This is a genomic window from Streptomyces sp. BL1 (genome assembly GCF_057628045.1).
In genome coordinates this window covers 1560916-1579514 of sequence record NZ_JBXYWZ010000002.1, presented here as the reverse complement: position 1 = coordinate 1579514, position 18599 = coordinate 1560916, and the positions used below count along the sequence as shown (strand labels likewise).

Genomic DNA, 18599 nt, shown 5'->3' with positions numbered 1-18599 from the left:
GTAACGTTCCGCGCGACACGGCAGCCGACCGAACGCGTCTCGTACACCGAGGGTGCGGAGGACGCCGCACCACGCGCATACCAGCGGCTGCCGCCTCGCGGCGCAAGGGGATCGATGACTGAGTACGGCCGGGGACCCGGCTCCCAACCGTGGTACCCCGAGGACCCCTTGTACGGGGACCAGGGGTGGCAGGGCGGCCAGGCCGCCCCGCAGCACGGCGGCTGGGACGGCTACGACCCTCAGCAGGCGTACCCCCACCAGGCCCACCAGGCGCAGCAGTACGGACAGCAGCAGTACGGCGAGCAGTACGGTCCGGGCCAGGCCCCTTACGGGGGCGGCTGGGACGGCGGCCCGCAGCAGGCGGCCGCGGGCTACGACCCGTCGTACGACCAGGGTTACGGCTCGGGGCCCGGCGCCACGGACCCGTACGGCATGCCGCCCGTCGACCCCTACGGCACCGGTGAACAGCCGGTCTACCAGGGCCCGCCCGGCCTCGGTTACCCCGACGCGTACGCGACCGAGCACGCCTATCCGCCGCCGCAGCCCCCGCATCTGAGAGCCGATCAGGGACAGCACAGCCAGGCGCAGTACGGCAATCCGGAGCAGCCGGGGCCGGGCGGTCCGCCCGGGCCCGACCCGGACACCGGCTGGGACCCGGGCCCGGACCAGGGCGAAGAGGCCTTCTTCGGCGTCCACGGGGACGACGACGGACGCGACGACCGGGACCGGCCCGGACGCGAGGGCCGCAAGGACGGCCGTACCCGGCGCGGCAGCACGAAGCGGAAGAAGAACGGCTGTGCCTGCCTGTTCGTCTCGCTCGTGCTGCTGGGCGGCGTCGGCGTGGTCGGATACTTCGGATACGACTACTACAGCGCGCACTTCGCGCCGGCCCCCGACTTCGAGGGCTCCGGCAGCGGCGAGATCCAGATCGACATCCCGGACGGCGCGGCGCTGGCCGACATGGGAACGGTGCTGGAGCAGAAGGGCGTGGTGAAGAGCGCCGGCGCGTTCGTCGAGGCGGCGAACGCCAACAAGAAGGCGCCGAGCATCAATCCGGGCACGTACACGATGCGCAAGGAGATGTCCGGCTCCAGCGCCGTCGACCGGATGCTCGACCCGGCGAGCCAGAACGGGCTGATCGTCGCAGAGGGGCTGCGCGCCAAGGCGGTCTACTCGCTCGTCGACAAGAAGCTCGAAGTGTCCGACGGCACGACGGAGAAGGCGGCCAAGACCGCCGACCTGGGGCTGCCCAAGTGGGCGAAGGGGAACCCGGAGGGCTTCCTCTTCCCGTCCAAGTACAGCGCGGGCAAGAACGCCAAACCGGCGGACGTGCTGCGGCAGATGGTGAAACGTGCGAACGCCGAGTACACCAGGGTCGGGCTCGCCTCGGCGGCGGAGAAGACCGGCAAGTCGCCCCGTCAGGTGATCACGGTCGCCTCGCTGATCCAGGCGGAGGCGCAGCAGGACCACGAGTTCGGCAAGGTCTCCCGGGTCATCTACAACCGGCTCGACGACGACATGGCGCTCGGCTTCGACTCGACCATCAACTACGCGCTGGGCCGCTCGACGCTCAACACCAGCGTCGGGGACACTCAGCACCAGTCGCCGTACAACACGTATCTCCACAAGGGCCTGCCGCCCGGGCCGATCGACAACCCCGGCCACCAGGCGATCGAGGCGGCGCTCAACCCCACCCCGGGCAACTGGCTCTACTTCGTGACGGTCAAGCCGGGCGACACCCGCTTCACCGCGAGCCAGAGCCAGCACGACAAGAACGTCCAGGAATTCAACGAAGAGCAGCGCAAACAGCAGTAGCGGCGCGGCAGTAGAGAAGAAGGAGAACGGCGGCCGATGCCCCATCAGCCCACCGACCCGGTCCAGCAGTCCAAGGCCCCGGGCGCGCGCGGGCGCGCCGCGGTCCTCGGCTCGCCCATCGCCCACTCGCTCTCGCCGGAGCTGCACCTGGCGGCGTACGCGAAGCTGGGCCTGGGCGAGTGGACGTACGGCCGTCACGAGGTGGACGAGGCGGGCATCGCCGCCTTCTTCGACGGGCTCGGCGCGGACGAGGGCTGGGCCGGGCTGTCGCTGACGATGCCGCTGAAGCGGGCCGTCATCCCGCTGCTGGACGAGATCACCCCGACCGCCGCCTCCGTGGAGGCCGTCAACACCGTGGTCTTCACCGACGACGGCCGGCGCGTGGGCGACAACACCGATATCCCGGGCATGGTCGCCGCGTTGGAGGAACGCGGCGTCGGCCAGGTCGAGCGCGCCGCGGTCCTCGGCGCGGGCGCCACCGCCTCCTCCGCGCTGGCCGCCCTCGCGCGTGTCTGCGAGGGCGAGGTCACCGCGTACGTACGGAGCGAGGCGCGGGCCGAGGAGATGCGCGGCTGGGCCGACCGGCTCGGCGTACGGCTGCGCACCGCGCACTGGGACGACGCCGCCGAGGCGCTGAACGCGCCGCTGGTGATCGCCACCACCCCCGCGGGCACCACGGACGCCCTGGCGGCCTCGGTGCCCGAGCGGCCCGGCCTCCTGTTCGACGTGCTCTACGAGCCGTGGCCGACCGAGCTCGCCGCGGCCTGGCAGCGGCGGCAGGGCACGGTCGTGAACGGTCTCGATCTGCTGGTGCATCAGGCGGTGCTCCAGGTCGAGCAGATGACGGGGCTGGCCCCCGCGCCCCTCGCCGCGATGCGCGAGGCAGGCGAATCCGCCCTCCGCGCCCGCAGCCACTGACCCGCGGCCGGGCGACCCAGCGGGGTGACGGAACCGAGCGCGCCCAGCGGGGCGGGCCGCTCGACCCCTTTCCCGCCGCAGTGGCGGGCGACCACAGCGGGCGCAGGCCGGCGGTCATCAGCGGGACCGTACGTGCGCCGGTGGCGCGTCCGTCAGGTGGACCGCCGACCGGTCTCCGGGCCGGACGTGGGAGGATCGGTGGCCGGGTCCCGGGCTCGGATGCCGGGCCCGGCACACGCACATTGGCGCTGACGCGCGGAATCTAGGAGCACCGTTGAGCAGGTTGCGCTGGCTGACGGCGGGGGAGTCGCACGGCCCCGCACTCGTGGCGACGCTGGAGGGGCTGCCCTCCGGTGTGCCGGTCACCACGGAGATGGTGGCGGACGAGCTGGCGCGGCGGCGGCTGGGTTATGGGCGCGGTGCCCGGATGAAGTTCGAGCGCGACGAGGTCACCTTCCTCGGCGGTGTACGGCACGGCCGCACCATGGGCTCCCCAGTGGCGATCATGGTGGGGAACACCGAGTGGCCCAAGTGGGAGACGGTGATGTCCGCCGACCCGGTGCCGCAGGAGGAGCTGGACGGCCTCGCCCGCAACGCGCCGCTGACCCGCCCGCGCCCCGGCCACGCCGACCTGGCGGGCATGCAGAAGTACGGCTTCGACGAGGCCCGCCCGATCCTGGAGCGCGCCTCGGCCCGGGAGACCGCGGCCCGCGTGGCGCTGGGCACGGTGGCCCGCTCGTACCTGAAGGAGACCGCCGGCATCGAGCTGGTCTCGCACGTCGTGGAGCTGGGCGCGGCCAAGGCGCCGTACGGCAGCGTGCCCGTGCCCGGCGACGTGGAGCGGCTGGACGGCGACCCGGTGCGCTGCCTGGACGCCGACGCGAGCGAGGCGATGGTCGCCGAGATCGACCAGGCCCACAAGGACGGCGACACCCTCGGGGGCGTCGTCGAGGTCGTGGCGCACGGCGTGCCCGTCGGCCTCGGCTCGCACGTGCACTGGGACCGCAAGCTGGACGCCCGGCTGGCCGGCGCGCTGATGGGCATCCAGGCCATCAAGGGCGTCGAGCTCGGCGACGGCTTCGATCTGGCGCGGGTGCCCGGCTCGCAGGCCCACGACGAGATCCACACCACCGAGGACGGCATCCGGCGCGCTTCGGGCCGTTCCGGCGGCACCGAGGGCGGGCTGACCACCGGTGAACTCCTGCGCGTACGGGCCGCGATGAAGCCCATCGCGACCGTGCCGCGCGCGCTGGCCACCGTCGACGTCGCCACCGGTGAGGCCACCAAGGCGCACCACCAGCGCTCGGACGTGTGCGCCGTGCCCGCGGCCGGCATCGTCGCCGAGGCGATGGTCGCGCTGGTCCTCGCGGACGCGGTGGCGGAGAAGTTCGGCGGCGACAGCGTGCCCGAGACCCGGCGCAACGTGCGCGGCTTCCTGGACAACCTGGAGATCCGCTGATGGGCCCGGCCGCCGTACTGATCGGCCCGATGGGGGTCGGCAAGACCACCGTCGGCGAGCGTCTCGCGGCGCGCCTCGGCCTGTCCTGCCGGGACACCGACCAGGACATCGTCGCCTCGGCGGGCAAGCCCATCTCGGAGATCTTCATCGACGAGGGCGAGCCGCACTTCCGCGCGCTGGAACAGCAGGCCGTAGGGGCGGCGCTCGCCGAGCACGACGGCGTCCTGGCGCTCGGCGGCGGCGCGATCCTCGACGCCGGCACCCGCGAGATGCTTTCCGGACACCCCGTCATCTTCCTGGAGATGGGGGTCGCCGAGGCCGTGAAGCGGGTCGGTCTGGACGCGCCGCGCCCGCTGCTCGCGGTCAACCCGCGGCAGCAGTGGCGGAAGCTGATGGAGGAGCGCCGCCCGCTGTACGCGGGGGTCGCCCGCGCCGTCGTCACCACCGAACACCGCACGCCCGACGAGGTCGTCGACGAGATCCTCGAAGTCCTGGAGCTGAAGCAGTCATGACCACCGAGCCCGCCGCTCCCACCCGGATCACCGTCGGCGGTACGGACGGCACCGAACCGTACGACGTGCTGGTGGGGCATCAACTCCTGGGCGACCTCGCGACGTTGATCGGCTCGCAGGCCAAGCGCGTCGCGGTGCTGCACCCCGAGGCGCTGGCCTCCACTGGCGAGGTCCTGCGCGACGACCTCGCCGCGCAGGGGTACGAGGCCATCGCGGTCCAGCTGCCCAACGCCGAGGAGTCCAAGACCGCCGAGGTCGCCCAGTACTGCTGGAAGGCGCTCGGCCAGACCGGCTTCACCCGCACCGACGTCATCGTCGGCGTCGGGGGAGGGGCCACCACCGACGTGGCGGGCTTCGTCGCCGCCACCTGGCTGCGCGGGGTGCGCTGGATCGCCGTCCCGACCACCGTGCTCGGCATGGTGGACGCCGCGGTCGGCGGCAAGACCGGCATCAACACCGCCGAGGGCAAGAACCTGGTGGGCGCCTTCCACCCGCCCGCCGGGGTGCTGTGCGACCTGGCGGCGCTGGAGTCGCTCGGCGTCCACGACTACGTGGGCGGCCTCGCCGAGGTCATCAAGGCGGGCTTCATCGCCGACCCGGGCATCCTGGACCTGATCGAGTCCGACCCGGAGGCGGCCCGCAGCCCCGGCGGCCCGCACACCGCCGAGCTGCTGGAGCGCGCCATCCGCGTGAAGGCCGAGGTCGTCTCCGGCGACCTCAAGGAGGCCGGCCGCCGCGAGATCCTCAACTACGGGCACACGCTGGCGCACGCCATCGAGAAGAACGAGCGCTACAACTGGCGGCACGGCGCAGCCGTCTCCGTCGGCATGGTCTTCGCCGCCGAACTCGGCCGTATCGCGGGCCGGTTGGACGACGCCACCGCCGACCGGCACCGCGCCGTCCTGGAGTCCGTCGGGCTGCCCGTGACCTACCGCGGCGACCAGTGGCCCAAGCTGCTGGAGACCATGAAGGTCGACAAGAAGACACGGGGCGACCTGCTGCGTTTCATCGTCCTGGACGGTCTGGCCAAGCCCTCCGTCCTGGAGGGCCCGGACCCGGCCATGCTGCTCGCGGCGCACGCCGAGATCGCCGCCTGAGCCCGGAGCGGTACGGGACGGAATCCGCATACAGCGTGGCGGGTCGCACAGCGCGACCCGCCACGCTGTGTTTCGCACGCGTGCCCGCCCTCGGCCGCCGTACGCTGGGGGAGACGCCCGTAATGGGTAGCCGTAAGGGGCTATGACCAGCCAACGGGCGTTCCCCGCCGGGCAGTCGGGCACTTCGCGGAAGTGCCGTGCGTTGCCGCGACAGGAGCCGGGGAACGGTACTGTCCGTTACTCTCGGACCATCAGCGGAGCTCTCCCCGTCGGGAGAGCGGCGGAGCACGGCGGGCCAGCGCCCGTACGGCGGGACGGAGTTGGGAGCCGGATGCAGCAGTTCGGGGCGCAGCAGCCCGTCCCTCCGGGGCACGAGCCGCACGGGCGGCCGGCCCCCTCGCTTCCGGTCCCGCCGCAGCCGTCCGCGTGGAGCGGCCCCGCGCCGCACCCCCGGCCCGCGCACCAGCCGCCTCCGGGCCACCAGCCTCCCGCGGGCCACCAGCCCCCTGCCGGCCAACACCCGCAGCCCGGGCCGCAGTCGGGCCCCTCCGCCGGCCCGGCGCCGCACCCGCCGCCCTACCCGCCCGCGGGCCCGCCGCCCACCGCGCCGCCGCTGCCCGCGGCGCCCGGAGGGCCGCCCCCGCCGCCTCCCGCCTCGCCCGGGCCGCCCGCGCAGCCGCCGGCCCCGTCGCCCGAGGGCGACTCCGGCCCGCCCACAGGGCCTCCGCCCCCGCCGGGCCACGCGCCGGTGGAGACCTCGGGCCACATCCGGCTGCCCAGCGGCACGCCGGTCGAGATACCCGTGCCCGCCGAGGACCCGGACCAGCTCGACGCCACCCGCGCCGCGGTGGCCGTGCTGCTGATCGGCCCGGCCGGTGCGGGCAAGACGACGGTGGCCCGGCACTGGGCGGCGCACCGTGCGGTGCCCACCGCGCACATCAGCCTCGACGACGTACGCGAATGGGTCCGTTCCGGCTTCGCCGACCCGCAGGCCGGGTGGAACGACCACTCCGAGGCGCAGTACCGGCTCGCCCGCCGCACCTGCGGCTTCGCCGCGCGGAACTTCCTCGCCAACGGCATCTCCTGCGTGCTCGACGACGCCGTCTTCCCCGACCGCCCCGTCGTCGGCCTCGGCGGCTGGAAGCGGCACGTGGGCCCGGGCATGATCCCCGTCGTGCTGCTGCCCGGACTGGACGTCGTGCTGGAGCGGAACGCCGCCCGCAGCGGCAACCGCCGGCTGACCGACGAGGAGGTCGCCGGCATCCACGGCCGGATGGCCGGCTGGTACGGCTCGGGCCTCCCGATCATCGACAACTCCCGCCAGGACGTGGCCACCACGGCCCGGATGCTCGACGACGTGGTGGCGCGCAGCCTCGCCAGCCCGCCCCGCTGGTGACCTCCGGTTCCGGAATCCGCGCGACACACCCCTTCGCCCGCTCGGCCCTCCCACCCGGCTGCGGAACCCTCCGCTCCGTACCCTCGGCCCTATGTCAGAGGTGCATGTGGTCCGCCGGTCCCTGCTGCGCGACCGCTGTGCTGCCGGCACAGCGCACGGTGGACCGGCCGACGCCGTCCTGGTCACCCGCCCCGCCAACATCCACTATCTGACCGGCCGTACGCCCCGGTACGGCGCGCTCCTGCTCGGCCCCGGCGGCCAGGACATCCTCGTCGCCCCGGCCCCGGCCGACGACCCGTCAGGAACCCCCGCGCACCCGGCGGACGAACTCCGCGTCACACAGCTGACCACGCAGGGCGGGGACACCGCGGTGGCCGCCGCGGACCTCGCGGCGCGCGGCGGCGCGCACACCCTCGCCGTGGAGGAGCACCACCTCACCGTGGTCCGGCACCGCGCCCTCACCTCCGTGGCCCCGCGGCTGCGGCTCACCGACCTCGGGTCCGGCGTCGAACAGCAGCGCGTCGTCAAGGACGAGGAGGAGATCTCCGCGCTGCGCATCGCCGCGGAGATCACCGACCAGGCGCTGGGCGAGCTGCTGGAGTCGATCCTCGTCGGCCGCACCGAACGGCATCTGGCCCTCGAACTGGAGCGCCGGCTCATCGACCACGGCGCGGAGGGCCCGTCCTTCCCCACCTCGGTCGCCACGGGCGGCAATTCGGGACTGCCGGCCCACCAACCCACGGACCGACGCGTGGAGGAGGGCGACTTCCTCTCCGTGCGCCTGGGCGCCAATTACCGTGGATACCGCTGCCAGATCGGCCGTACGTTCGTCATCGGCACCGCTCCCGACGACTGGCAGATCGAGCTGTACGATCTCGTGTTCGCCGCTCAGCGCGCGGCCCGTGAGGCGCTCACGCCGGGCACCGCCTGCCGCGACGTGGACCACGCCGCGCGCCAGGTCCTCGACGCCGCGGGACACGCGGAATCCCTGGGTACGGCGACGGGACACGGCGTGGGACTCGAAATCGGTGAGGACCCTCGGCTGTCACCTGCGGCCATGGGTAAACTGGACGCTTGTGTGCCGGTCACCGTCGAACCGGGGGTCCACCTCCCGGGACGGGGCGGCGTCCGGATCGACGACACACTCGTCGTCCGCCCCCCGGCGGACGGCGGGCCCGAGCTACTCACCATCACGACCAAGGAGCTGCTCGCTCTCTGAGCCCTGTGCGGGCCCGGAAGCGCGGTACGCCCTTGGTTCCGCAGCAGTCTCAGGAGATTCCGCGACCGTGGCATCCACGAACGACCTCAAGAACGGCATGGTGCTCAAGCTCGACGGCGACCAGCTGTGGTCCGTCATCGAGTTCCAGCACGTCAAGCCCGGCAAGGGCCCCGCGTTCGTCCGTACGAAGCTGAAGAACGTCCTCTCCGGCAAGATCGTCGACAAGACGTTCAACGCGGGTACCAAGGTCGAGACGGCCACCGTGGACCGACGCAGCATGCAGTTCTCCTACAAGGAGGGCGAGCTCTTCGTCTTCATGGACATGGAGACCTTCGACCAGATCCACGTCACCCCCGAGGTGGCCGCCGAGGCCGCGAACTACCTCATGGAGGGCTTCGAGGCGACCGTCGCGATGTACCAGGGCAACCCGCTCTCCGTGGAGCTGCCCGCCGCCGTCGAGCTGGTCATCGCGCACACCGACCCGGGCGTCCAGGGCGACCGTTCCACCGGCGGCACCAAGCCGGCCGAGCTGGAGACCGGTTACACGATCAACGTCCCGCTGTTCATCAGCACGGGCGAGAAGATCAAGGTCGACACCCGTTCCGGTGAGTACCTCGGCCGGGTGAACAACTAACCGTGTCAGCCCGCAGCAAGGCACGGAAGCGTGCCTTCCAGATCATCTTCGAGGCGGACCAGCGCGACGCCCCGGTCATGAGCGTCCTCGACGACTGGCTCAGGCACGCACGGAACGACCCGCGCCAGCCGCCGGTCAACGAGTACGCGGTACAGCTCCTCGAGGGGTATTCGGAGAACGCCCGTCGCATCGACGAGCTGATCTCGACGTACTCGGTGGGCTGGACCATCGACCGGATGCCGGTCGTGGACCGCTGCATCCTGCGGCTGGGCGCCTACGAGCTGATCTGGTCGGACGACACCCCCGAGGCGGTGGTGATCGACGAGGCGGTCCAGCTGGCACGGGAGTTCTCCACGGACGAGTCCCCGCCGTTCATCAACGGACTGCTGGCCAAGCTCAAGCAGCTCAAGCCGTCCCTCCGCGACTGACCCCGCGCGGGGCGCACTCCGAGGAGAGCCCCGCGCCGGGTCCCGCCGGACCTCGCTCAGGCCCCCGCCACGGCGGGGGCCTGCGTCGTACCGCCACTTCGTACGGCCGGGCCGGCGGCGCGTACGGCCTCGGGCACGGCGGCGGTTCCGGACGCAGAAACGCCGCCCGCTGCGGCCCCGGGTGGGGCGGCAGCGGGCGGCGGGACGTTTCTTCGGAGCGGACCGGCAGGTCAGCCGGTCAGGCGTCCTCGTGGGCGACGGCGCGGCGGGCGTCCGCGTCCAGCACGCCCCAGCTGATGAGCTGCTCGGTGAGGACCGAGGGGGACTGGTCGTAGATGACCGCGAGGGTGCGCAGGTCGTCCTGACGGATCGACAGCACCTTGCCGTTGTAGTCGCCGCGCTGGGACTGGATCGTCGCGGCGTACCGCTGCAGCGGGCCCGCCTTCTCCGGCGGCACGTGGGCCAGCCGCTCAAGGTCGAGCACCAGCTTCGGCGGCGGCTCGGCGGCCCCGCCGGGAGTGGTGCCCGGCAGCAGCTCCTGCACCGGCACGCCGTAGAAATCCGCCAGCTCGGCGAGGCGCTGCACGGTCACCGCGCGGTCGCCGCGCTCGTACGATCCGACCACGACCGCCTTCCAGCGGCCCTGCGACTTCTCCTCGACACCGTGGAGAGAGAGGCCCTGCTGGGTGCGGATGGCGCGGAGCTTGGCCCCGAGCTGTTTTGCGTATTCGCTGGACATGTGGCTCCCCGGACGCTGTATCGCTGTGCGGCTGCGCCGCGTGCTTGGTAACTCACTGTGATGTTACGCAGCGTAATGTGCCGCGTCAAGCCGAACGTGGTCCGGCCTCATCCGTCCCACGCGTATGCCCCCGGGAAACCCCCGGTGACCGTCCTGGTACTGTTGTCGGCTGACAGCTCAGACGTCCTTTAAGGCCCGTCCGGTGAGGCGGGGAAGGGGGTCCCTTTTCCATGGCCCGAACAGGCAGCGGTGTCGGCCGCTCGCATCCGGAGGCACGCCCCGTTCTGGAGGCGCCGGACATCGCGCGCGTGCTCACCCGCATCGCCCACGAAATCGTCGAACGCGCCAAGGGCGCCGACGACGTGGTGCTTCTCGGCATCCCCACCCGCGGCGTCTTCCTCGCCCGGCGGCTGGCGGACAAGCTCCAGGAGATCACCGGGCACCAGGTCCCGGTCGGTTCCCTCGACATCACCATGTACCGCGACGACCTGCGGCTCGGTCCGGCCCGCACGCTCGCGCGTACCGAGATCCCCGGCGACGGCGTCGACGGGCGGCTGGTCGTCCTCGTGGACGACGTGCTCTTCTCCGGCCGCACCATCCGTGCGGCCCTCGACGCCCTCGGCGACATCGGCAGACCGCGTGCCGTGCAGCTCGCGGTGCTCGTTGACCGCGGTCACCGTGAGCTCCCCATCCGCGCCGACTACGTCGGCAAGAACCTCCCCACGTCGCTGCGCGAGACGGTCAAGGTGCAGCTCACGGAGGAGGACGGCCACGACGGCGTACTCCTCGGCGAGCGCGACGAGCCCGGCCGATAGCCGACGCACGGGTACGGCGGCGCCTCCGCGGCGCCCGGCCCTGCCCACGCATGCCCGCCTCCGGCGGGACACCTCCAGCACGCCACGGAAGCACGGAAGGCACAGGCAACAGCAGATGAAGCGTCATCTCATCTCGGCCGCCGACCTCACCCGCGACGACGCCGTCCTGATCCTCGACACCGCCGAGGAAATGGCCCGTATCGCCGACCGGCCGATCAAGAAACTGCCCACGCTGCGCGGACGCACCGTCGTCAACCTCTTCTTCGAGGACTCCACGCGCACCCGGATCTCCTTCGAGGCGGCGGCCAAGCGGCTGTCCGCCGACGTCATCAACTTCTCCGCCAAGGGCTCCTCGGTGTCCAAGGGCGAATCGCTCAAGGACACCGCGCTGACGCTGGAGGCGATGGGCGCGGACGCCGTCGTCATCCGGCACGGCGACTCCGGAGCCCCGCACCGTCTCGCCACCTCCGGCTGGATCGGCGGCTCGGTCATCAACGCCGGCGACGGCACCCACGAACACCCCACCCAGGCGCTGCTGGACGCGTTCACCATGCGCCGGAGGCTCGTGACGGGCGGCGAGGGACAGGATCTGTCGGGCCGTCATGTCACCGTCGTCGGCGACATCCTGCACAGCCGCGTCGCCCGCTCCAACGTGCACCTGCTGAGCACCCTCGGCGCCGAGGTCACCCTCGTCGCGCCGCCCACCCTGGTGCCCATCGGCGTCGAGACCTGGCCGTGCGAGGTCAGCTACGACCTGGACGCGGTGCTCGGCAAGTCCGACGCCGTGATGATGCTGCGCGTCCAGCGCGAGCGGATGAACGCCGCCTTCTTCCCCACCGAGCGCGAGTACGCGCGCCGCTACGGCCTGGACGGCGAGCGGATGGCGCGGATGCCCGAGCACGCCATCGTGATGCACCCCGGCCCGATGAACCGCGGCATGGAGATCACCGCGCCGGTCGCCGACTCGCCGCGCTGCACCGCGGTCGAGCAGGTCACCAACGGCGTCAGCATCCGGATGGCCGTCATGTATCTGCTGCTCGGCGGCAACGAACCCGCCCTTACCGCCCCCGCAGCCCGCACCGAGGAGAGCAAGTAACGATGAGCGAGACCCCGAAGAAACTGATTCGCGGAGCGAAACTCCTCGGCGGCGAGGTGCTTGACGTACTGATCGACGGCGAGCGCATCGCCGAGGTGGGCACGGACCTGAGCGCCGAGGGCGCCGAAGTCGTCGACGGCGAGGGGCAGATCCTGCTGCCCGGTCTGGTCGACCTGCACACCCATCTGCGCGAGCCGGGCCGTGAGGACTCCGAGACCGTCCTCACCGGTACCCGCGCCGCGGCGAAGGGCGGCTACACCTCCGTACACGCCATGGCCAACACCTTCCCCGTCGCCGACACCGCCGGCGTCGTCGAGCAGGTGTGGCGGCTGGGCAGGGAGAGCGGCTACTGCGACGTCCAGCCGATCGGCGCCGTGACCGTCGGCCTGGAGGGCAAGAAGCTCGCCGAACTCGGCGCCATGCACGACTCGGCCGCGAACGTCCGGGTCTTCTCCGACGACGGCAAGTGCGTCGACGACGCCGTGATCATGCGGCGCGCGCTGGAGTACGTGAAGGCCTTCGACGGCGTCGTCGCGCAGCACGCCCAGGAGCCCCGGCTGACCGAGGGCGCCCAGATGAACGAGGGCATCGTCTCCGCCGAACTCGGCCTCGGCGGCTGGCCCGCCGTCGCCGAGGAGTCGATCATCGCGCGGGACGTGCTGCTCGCCGCCCACGTCGACTCGCGGGTGCACATCTGCCACCTGTCCACGGCCGGGTCCGTCGAGATCGTCCGCTGGGCCAAGTCCAAGGGCTGGAACGTCACCGCCGAGGTCACCCCGCACCACCTGCTGCTGACCGACGAGCTCGTCCGCTCCTACGACCCGGTCTACAAGGTCAACCCGCCGCTGCGTACGGAGGCCGACGTGATGGCGCTCCGCGAGGCGCTGGCCGACGGCACCATCGACTGCGTCGCCACCGACCACGCCCCGCACCCGCACGAGGACAAGGACTGCGAGTGGGGCGCCGCGGCCATGGGCATGGTCGGCCTGGAGACCGCGCTGTCCGTCGTGCAGCACACCATGGTCGACACCGGCCTGCTCGACTGGTCGCAGGTCGCCGACCGGATGTCGCACCGCCCCGCCGTCATCGGCCGGCTGGAGGGACAGGGCCGCCCCGTCGCCCCGGGCGAGCCCGCCAACCTGGTGCTCGCCGATCCGGCTTACCGTGGTCAGGTGAACCCCGCGGGCTTCGCCTCCCGCAGCGGCAACACCCCGTACCAGGGGCGTGAGCTGCCGGGACGCGTCACCCACACGTTCCTGCGGGGCCGGGCGACGGTCGTGAACGGACAACTGGCGTGAACCCTCTGAAACCTGAAGACCTCCCGCATCTGCTGCCGCTGGCCGCGGAGCAGAAGTCCCAGGACGTCACCGACTGGGCCGCGCGCCTGGGCTGGGTCGTCGGTCTGGTGCTCTTCATCGCGCTGCTGTACTGGCTGATGCGGCAGGGCTGGAAATGGCGCGGCACCCTCCAGGGCGATCTGCCCGAGCTGCCCGCCGCGCCGGACGCTCCGGGGGAGCCCCTGCTCACCATGACGGGCCGCTACCACGGCTCCACCAGCGCGGGGCAGTGGCTCGACCGGATCGTCGCGCACGGCCTCGGCGTCCGCAGCGGCGCGGAGCTCACCCTCACCGAGGAGGGCGTGCACGTCGTCCGTACCGGCGCGCCGGACTTCTTCGTACCGGCCGGGCAGCTGCGCGGCGCCCGGCTGGACACCGGGATCGCCGGCAAGGTCCTCACCGAGGGCGGCCTGCTGGTGATCACCTGGCAGCACGGTGACCGCACGCTGGACTCCGGCTTCCGCTCGCACAGTGCGGCCGAACACGCGGCCTGGGTCGAGCGCGTCAACTCCCTGACGCCCGACGCCCGTTCGGATGCCCCCGCCGATACCGCAGCCGGCTCCGCGCAGGAGTCCGGGCACGACCCCTCGCACCACCTCACGCACGATCAGGAAGGCGCACGATGACGACCTCCGCCAGGGGAGCCGCGAAGGCTCCAGCAGTTCTCGTCCTGGAGGACGGCCGCATCTTCCGCGGCCGTGCCTACGGCGCGGTGGGGGAGACCTTCGGCGAGGCCGTGTTCTCCACCGGCATGACCGGATACCAGGAGACGCTGACCGACCCCTCGTACCACCGGCAGGTGGTCGTGATGACCGCCCCGCACATCGGCAACACCGGCGTGAACGACGAGGACCCCGAGTCGCAGCAGATCTGGGTGTCCGGCTACGTCGTCCGCGACCCCGCACGCATCCCCTCCAACTGGCGCTCCGTGCGCACCCTCGACGAGGAGCTGAGCAACCAGGGCGTCGTCGGCATCAGCGGTGTCGACACCCGCGCCCTGACCCGGCACCTGCGTGAGCGCGGCGCCATGCGGGTCGGCATCTTCTCCGGCCCCGCGCTGGACAACGCCTCCGGCGCGGGCGTGGCGGATGACGCCGCGCTGCTCGCCAAGGTGCGGGCCGCGCCCGAGATGAAGGGCGCCGACCTGTGCGGCGAGGTGGCGACCGACGAGGCGTACGTGGTCCCCGCCGTCGGCGAGAAGAAGTTCACCGTCGCGGCCGTGGACCTCGGCATCAAGGGCATGACCCCGCACCGGATGGCCGAGCGCGGCATCGAGGTGCACGTGCTGCCCGCCAACTCCTCGCTGGAGGACATCTACGCCGTCAACCCGGACGGGGTGTTCTTCTCCAACGGCCCCGGCGACCCCGCCACCGCCGAGCACCCGGTCGCGCTCATGAAGGGCGTGCTGGAGCGGAAGACGCCGCTGTTCGGCATCTGCTTCGGCAACCAGATCCTCGGACGCGCCCTGGGCTTCGGCACGTTCAAGCTCAAGTACGGCCATCGCGGCATCAACCAGCCCGTGCAGGACCGTACGACGGGCAAGGTCGAGGTCACCGCGCACAACCACGGCTTCGCCGTGGACGCGCCCCTCGACGGCGCGAGCGAGACCCCGTACGGCCGGGCCGAGGTCTCCCACGTCTGCCTCAACGACAACGTGGTCGAGGGCCTGCGCCTGCTCGACCAGCCCGCGTTCAGCGTCCAGTACCACCCCGAAGCGGCCGCCGGCCCGCACGACGCCGCGTACCTGTTCGACCGCTTCGTTTCTCTGATGAGCACAGCCCAGATGGAGGCCCAGCGTGCCTAAGCGCACCGATATCCAGTCCGTCCTGGTCATCGGGTCCGGGCCGATCGTCATCGGCCAGGCAGCCGAGTTCGACTACTCCGGTACCCAGGCCTGCCGGGTCCTCAAGTCCGAGGGCCTGCGCGTGATCCTGGTGAACTCCAACCCGGCGACGATCATGACCGACCCGGAGATCGCCGACGCCACGTACGTCGAGCCGATCACGCCGGAGTTCGTCGAGAAGATCATCGCGAAGGAGCGCCCCGACGCGCTGCTCCCCACCCTCGGCGGCCAGACCGCGCTGAACACCGCGATCTCGCTGCACGACGCTGGGACGCTCGCCGAGTACGGCGTCGAACTGATCGGCGCCAATGTCGAGGCGATCAACAAGGGCGAGGACCGCGACCAGTTCAAGGACGTCGTCGAGGAGGTCCGGAAGAAGATCGGGCACGGCGAGTCCGCGCGCTCGTACATCTGCCACTCCATGGACGACGTCATGCAGGGCGTCGAGGAGCTCGGCGGCTACCCGGTCGTCGTCCGCCCGTCCTTCACCATGGGCGGCGCCGGCTCCGGCTTCGCGCACGACGAGGAGGAGCTGCGCCGCATGGCCAGCACCGGCCTCACCCTCTCGCCGACCACCGAGGTGCTCCTGGAGGAGTCCATCCTCGGCTGGAAGGAGTACGAGCTGGAGCTGATGCGCGACAAGAACGACAACGTCGTGGTCGTCTGCTCCATCGAGAACTTCGACCCGATGGGCGTGCACACCGGCGACTCGATCACCGTCGCGCCCGCGATGACGCTGACCGACCGCGAGTACCAGGTGCTCCGCGACGTCGGCATCGCCGTGATCCGCGAGGTCGGCGTCGACACCGGCGGCTGCAACATCCAGTTCGCGGTCAATCCCGAGGACGGCCGGGTCGTCGTCATCGAGATGAACCCGCGCGTCTCGCGGTCCTCGGCACTCGCCTCCAAGGCCACCGGCTTCCCCATCGCGAAGATCGCGGCGAAGCTCGCTGTCGGCTACACGCTGGACGAGATCCCCAACGACATCACCGAGCAGACCCCGGCGTCCTTCGAGCCCACGCTCGACTACGTCGTGGTCAAGGCCCCGCGCTTCGCCTTCGAGAAGTTCCCGGCAGCCGACAGCCGGCTGACCACGACCATGAAGTCGGTCGGCGAGGCCATGGCGATCGGCCGGAACTTCCCCGAGGCGCTCAACAAGGCGCTGCGCTCGCTGGAGAAGAAGGGCAGCTCCTTCGACTTCACCGGTGAAGTGGGCGAGAAGCAGGCGCTGCTGGAGGAGATCGAGCGGCCCACCGACGGCCGGATCAACTCCGTGATGGCGGCCATCCGGGCCGGCGCCACCCCCGAGGAGATCTTCGACGCGACGAAGATCGACCCCTGGTTCACCGACCAGCTGTTCCTCATCAAGGAGACCGCCGACGAGATCGCGGCCGCCGCCGAGCTCAGCCCGGACCTGCTGGCCGAGGCCAAGCGGTACGGCTTCTCCGACGCCCAGATCGGCGCGCTGCGCTCGCTGCGCGAGGACGTCGTACGCGAGGTCCGGCACGCCCTCGGTGTCCGCCCGGTCTACAAGACGGTCGACACCTGCGCCGCCGAATTCGCCGCGAAGACCCCGTACTTCTACTCGTCCTACGACGAGGAGACCGAGGTCGCGCCCCGCGAGAAGCCCGCGGTGATCATCCTCGGCTCGGGCCCCAACCGGATCGGCCAGGGCATCGAGTTCGACTACTCCTGCGTGCACGCCTCCTTCGCGCTCAGCGACGCGGGCTACGAGACCGTCATGGTCAACTGCAACCCGGAGACGGTCTCCACCGACTACGACACCTCCGACCGGCTCTATTTCGAGCCGCTCACCCTGGAGGACGTCCTGGAGATCGTGCACGCCGAGATGGCGGCGGGCCCCGTCGCCGGCGTCATCGTGCAGCTCGGCGGCCAGACCCCGCTGGGCCTGGCGCAGGACCTCAAGGACAACGGCGTGCCGATCGTGGGCACCTCGCCCGAGGCGATCAACCTCGCCGAGGAGCGCGGCGCCTTCGGCCGCGTCCTGGAGGAGGCCGGGCTGCCCGCGCCGAAGTACGGCACCGCCTACTCCTTCGAGCAGGCCAAGGGCATCGCCGCGGAGATCAACTACCCGGTGATGGTGCGTCCTTCGTACGTCCTCGGCGGCCGCGGCATGGAGATCGTCTACGACGAGCAGTCGCTGGAGTCCTACCTGGTGCAGAACGCCGGGCTGATCGACAAGCACCCGGTGCTGATCGACCGCTTCCTCGACGACGCCATCGAGATCGATGTCGACGCGCTCTTCGACGGCGAGGAGCTCTACCTCGGCGGCGTCATGGAGCACATCGAGGAGGCCGGCATCCACTCCGGCGACTCCGCCTGCGCGCTGCCCCCGATCACCCTCGGCGGCCACGACATCAAGCGGCTGCGTGCCTCCACCGAGGGCATCGCCCGCGGGGTGGGCGTACGCGGACTGATCAACATCCAGTTCGCCATGGCCGGGGACATCCTCTACGTGCTGGAGGCCAACCCCCGCGCCTCCCGTACGGTGCCCTTCACCTCCAAGGCCACGGCCGTTCCGCTCGCAAAGGCGGCGGCCCGCATCTCGCTCGGTGCGACCGTCTCCGAGCTGCGCGCCGAGGGCATGCTCCCTGCGAGCGGCGACGGCGGCGACCTGCCGATGGACGCCCCGATCTCGGTCAAGGAAGCCGTCCTGCCGTGGACCCGCTTCCGTGACGTGCAGGGCCGTGGCGTGGACACCGTGCTCGGCCCGGAGATGCGCTCCACGGGCGAAGTCATGGGCATCGACTCGGTGTTCGGCACCTCGTACGCCAAGTCCCAGGCCGCCGCGTACGGCGCGCTGCCCACCAAGGGCCGGGCCTTCGTCTCGGTCGCCAACCGGGACAAGCGCGCGCTGATCTTCCCGGCCCGCGAGCTGCTCTCCATGGGCTTCGAGCTGATGGCGACCTCCGGCACCGCGGAAGTTCTCAAGCGCAACGGGATCAACGCGACCGTGGTGCGGAAGCAGAGCCAGGGCGAGGGGCCGAACGGCGAGCCCACCGTCGTCCAGCTCATCCACGACGGCCAGATCGACCTGATCGTCAACACGCCCTTCGGCACGGGCGGGCGCCTCGACGGCTACGACATCCGTACGGCCGCGGTGTCCCGTGCGGTGCCGTGCCTGACGACCGTTCAGGCGCTGGCCGCTGCGGTGCAGGGTATTGAGGCCCTCACCCGCGGCGAGGTGGGCGTGCGGTCGCTGCAGGCGCACGCGGAGCACCTGACGGCGGCCCGTAACGCGTAACGCGGCGGCCTTTCCCCGGCCCCGCC

General features: G+C 71.7%; 16 protein-coding genes. 15 read left to right on the top strand and 1 reads right to left on the bottom strand.

Annotated features, from left to right (window positions below; genetic code table 11):
- The first annotated feature begins 114 nt into the window (after positions 1-114).
- The 9 genes from mltG to nusB all read left to right on the top strand — a co-directional run bounded on the left by mltG (position 115) and on the right by nusB (position 9478).
- On the top strand, positions 115-1815 hold the full coding sequence (gene mltG, locus AC3AGO_RS07145; RefSeq protein WP_487819280.1) for an endolytic transglycosylase MltG: 1701 nt from the start codon (positions 115-117) through the stop codon (positions 1813-1815).
- A 36-nt stretch (positions 1816-1851) separates the two neighbouring features.
- Positions 1852-2733, top strand: coding sequence for a shikimate dehydrogenase (locus tag AC3AGO_RS07140; RefSeq protein ID WP_487819279.1), 882 nt, complete (start codon positions 1852-1854; stop codon positions 2731-2733).
- 274 nt (positions 2734-3007) lie between these two features.
- A complete protein-coding gene (gene aroC / locus AC3AGO_RS07135; RefSeq protein WP_487819278.1) occupies positions 3008-4192 on the top strand; it encodes a chorismate synthase in 1185 nt (394 codons plus the stop codon).
- Positions 4192-4704, top strand: a complete 513-nt coding sequence (locus AC3AGO_RS07130; RefSeq protein ID WP_487819277.1) for a shikimate kinase — start codon at positions 4192-4194, stop codon at positions 4702-4704. Before aroC ends, AC3AGO_RS07130 begins: the two co-directional genes overlap by 1 nt.
- Positions 4701-5801 carry a 3-dehydroquinate synthase gene (gene aroB, locus AC3AGO_RS07125; RefSeq protein WP_487819276.1) on the top strand — a complete coding sequence of 367 codons (1101 nt, stop codon included), beginning with the start codon at positions 4701-4703 and terminating at the stop codon, positions 5799-5801. The genes AC3AGO_RS07130 and aroB overlap by 4 nt, the downstream gene beginning before the upstream one ends.
- Before the next feature lie 331 nt (positions 5802-6132).
- Positions 6133-7197: an AAA family ATPase gene (locus tag AC3AGO_RS07120; RefSeq protein WP_487819275.1), complete on the top strand. Its 1065-nt coding sequence runs from the start codon at positions 6133-6135 to the stop codon at positions 7195-7197.
- Between the two features lie 91 nt (positions 7198-7288).
- Positions 7289-8416 carry an aminopeptidase P family protein gene (locus AC3AGO_RS07115; RefSeq protein ID WP_487819274.1) on the top strand — a complete coding sequence of 376 codons (1128 nt, stop codon included), beginning with the start codon at positions 7289-7291 and terminating at the stop codon, positions 8414-8416.
- A gap of 67 nt (positions 8417-8483) precedes the next feature.
- On the top strand, positions 8484-9050 hold the full coding sequence (gene efp, locus AC3AGO_RS07110) for an elongation factor P (RefSeq protein ID WP_487819273.1): 567 nt from the start codon (positions 8484-8486) through the stop codon (positions 9048-9050).
- A 2-nt stretch (positions 9051-9052) separates the two neighbouring features.
- Positions 9053-9478 carry a transcription antitermination factor NusB gene (gene nusB / locus AC3AGO_RS07105; protein ID WP_487819272.1) on the top strand — a complete coding sequence of 142 codons (426 nt, stop codon included), beginning with the start codon at positions 9053-9055 and terminating at the stop codon, positions 9476-9478.
- Positions 9479-9716: 238 nt separating this feature from the next.
- Here nusB and bldD read toward each other — a convergent pair whose 3' ends face one another.
- Positions 9717-10217: a transcriptional regulator BldD gene (gene bldD / locus AC3AGO_RS07100; protein WP_070197848.1), complete on the bottom strand. Its 501-nt coding sequence runs from the start codon at positions 10215-10217 to the stop codon at positions 9717-9719.
- 230 nt (positions 10218-10447) lie between these two features.
- On the opposite strand from bldD, the gene pyrR reads away from it, so the two are divergent.
- The 6 genes from pyrR to carB all read left to right on the top strand — a co-directional run bounded on the left by pyrR (position 10448) and on the right by carB (position 18573).
- Positions 10448-11032: a bifunctional pyr operon transcriptional regulator/uracil phosphoribosyltransferase PyrR gene (pyrR, locus tag AC3AGO_RS07095; protein ID WP_487819271.1), complete on the top strand. Its 585-nt coding sequence runs from the start codon at positions 10448-10450 to the stop codon at positions 11030-11032.
- 115 nt (positions 11033-11147) lie between these two features.
- On the top strand, positions 11148-12128 hold the full coding sequence (locus AC3AGO_RS07090; RefSeq protein ID WP_487819270.1) for an aspartate carbamoyltransferase catalytic subunit: 981 nt from the start codon (positions 11148-11150) through the stop codon (positions 12126-12128).
- A 2-nt stretch (positions 12129-12130) separates the two neighbouring features.
- Entirely contained in the window at positions 12131-13426 is a 1296-nt protein-coding gene (locus tag AC3AGO_RS07085; protein WP_487819269.1) for a dihydroorotase, read from the top strand.
- A 32-nt stretch (positions 13427-13458) separates the two neighbouring features.
- Positions 13459-14091, top strand: a complete 633-nt coding sequence (locus tag AC3AGO_RS07080) for a PH-like domain-containing protein (RefSeq protein ID WP_487824564.1) — start codon at positions 13459-13461, stop codon at positions 14089-14091.
- Positions 14088-15269, top strand: a complete 1182-nt coding sequence (carA, locus tag AC3AGO_RS07075) for a glutamine-hydrolyzing carbamoyl-phosphate synthase small subunit (protein ID WP_487819268.1) — start codon at positions 14088-14090, stop codon at positions 15267-15269. The genes AC3AGO_RS07080 and carA overlap by 4 nt, the downstream gene beginning before the upstream one ends.
- Positions 15262-18573, top strand: a complete 3312-nt coding sequence (gene carB, locus AC3AGO_RS07070; RefSeq protein WP_487819267.1) for a carbamoyl-phosphate synthase large subunit — start codon at positions 15262-15264, stop codon at positions 18571-18573. The genes carA and carB overlap by 8 nt, the downstream gene beginning before the upstream one ends.
- Positions 18574-18599 lie beyond the last annotated feature (26 nt).

Coding starts and splice junctions, on each gene's coding strand:
- AC3AGO_RS07130 (WP_487819277.1), top strand. CDS start 4,192: ATGGGCCCGGCCGCCGTACTGATCGGCCCGATGGGGGTCGGCAAGACC.
- AC3AGO_RS07120 (WP_487819275.1), top strand. CDS start 6,133: ATGCAGCAGTTCGGGGCGCAGCAGCCCGTCCCTCCGGGGCACGAGCCG.
- aroB (WP_487819276.1), top strand. CDS start 4,701: ATGACCACCGAGCCCGCCGCTCCCACCCGGATCACCGTCGGCGGTACG.
- bldD (WP_070197848.1), bottom strand. CDS start 10,217: ATGTCCAGCGAATACGCAAAACAGCTCGGGGCCAAGCTCCGCGCCATC.
- pyrR (WP_487819271.1), top strand. CDS start 10,448: ATGGCCCGAACAGGCAGCGGTGTCGGCCGCTCGCATCCGGAGGCACGC.
- carA (WP_487819268.1), top strand. CDS start 14,088: ATGACGACCTCCGCCAGGGGAGCCGCGAAGGCTCCAGCAGTTCTCGTC.
- mltG (WP_487819280.1), top strand. CDS start 115: ATGACTGAGTACGGCCGGGGACCCGGCTCCCAACCGTGGTACCCCGAG.
- AC3AGO_RS07090 (WP_487819270.1), top strand. CDS start 11,148: ATGAAGCGTCATCTCATCTCGGCCGCCGACCTCACCCGCGACGACGCC.
- AC3AGO_RS07140 (WP_487819279.1), top strand. CDS start 1,852: ATGCCCCATCAGCCCACCGACCCGGTCCAGCAGTCCAAGGCCCCGGGC.
- AC3AGO_RS07115 (WP_487819274.1), top strand. CDS start 7,289: ATGTCAGAGGTGCATGTGGTCCGCCGGTCCCTGCTGCGCGACCGCTGT.
- AC3AGO_RS07085 (WP_487819269.1), top strand. CDS start 12,131: ATGAGCGAGACCCCGAAGAAACTGATTCGCGGAGCGAAACTCCTCGGC.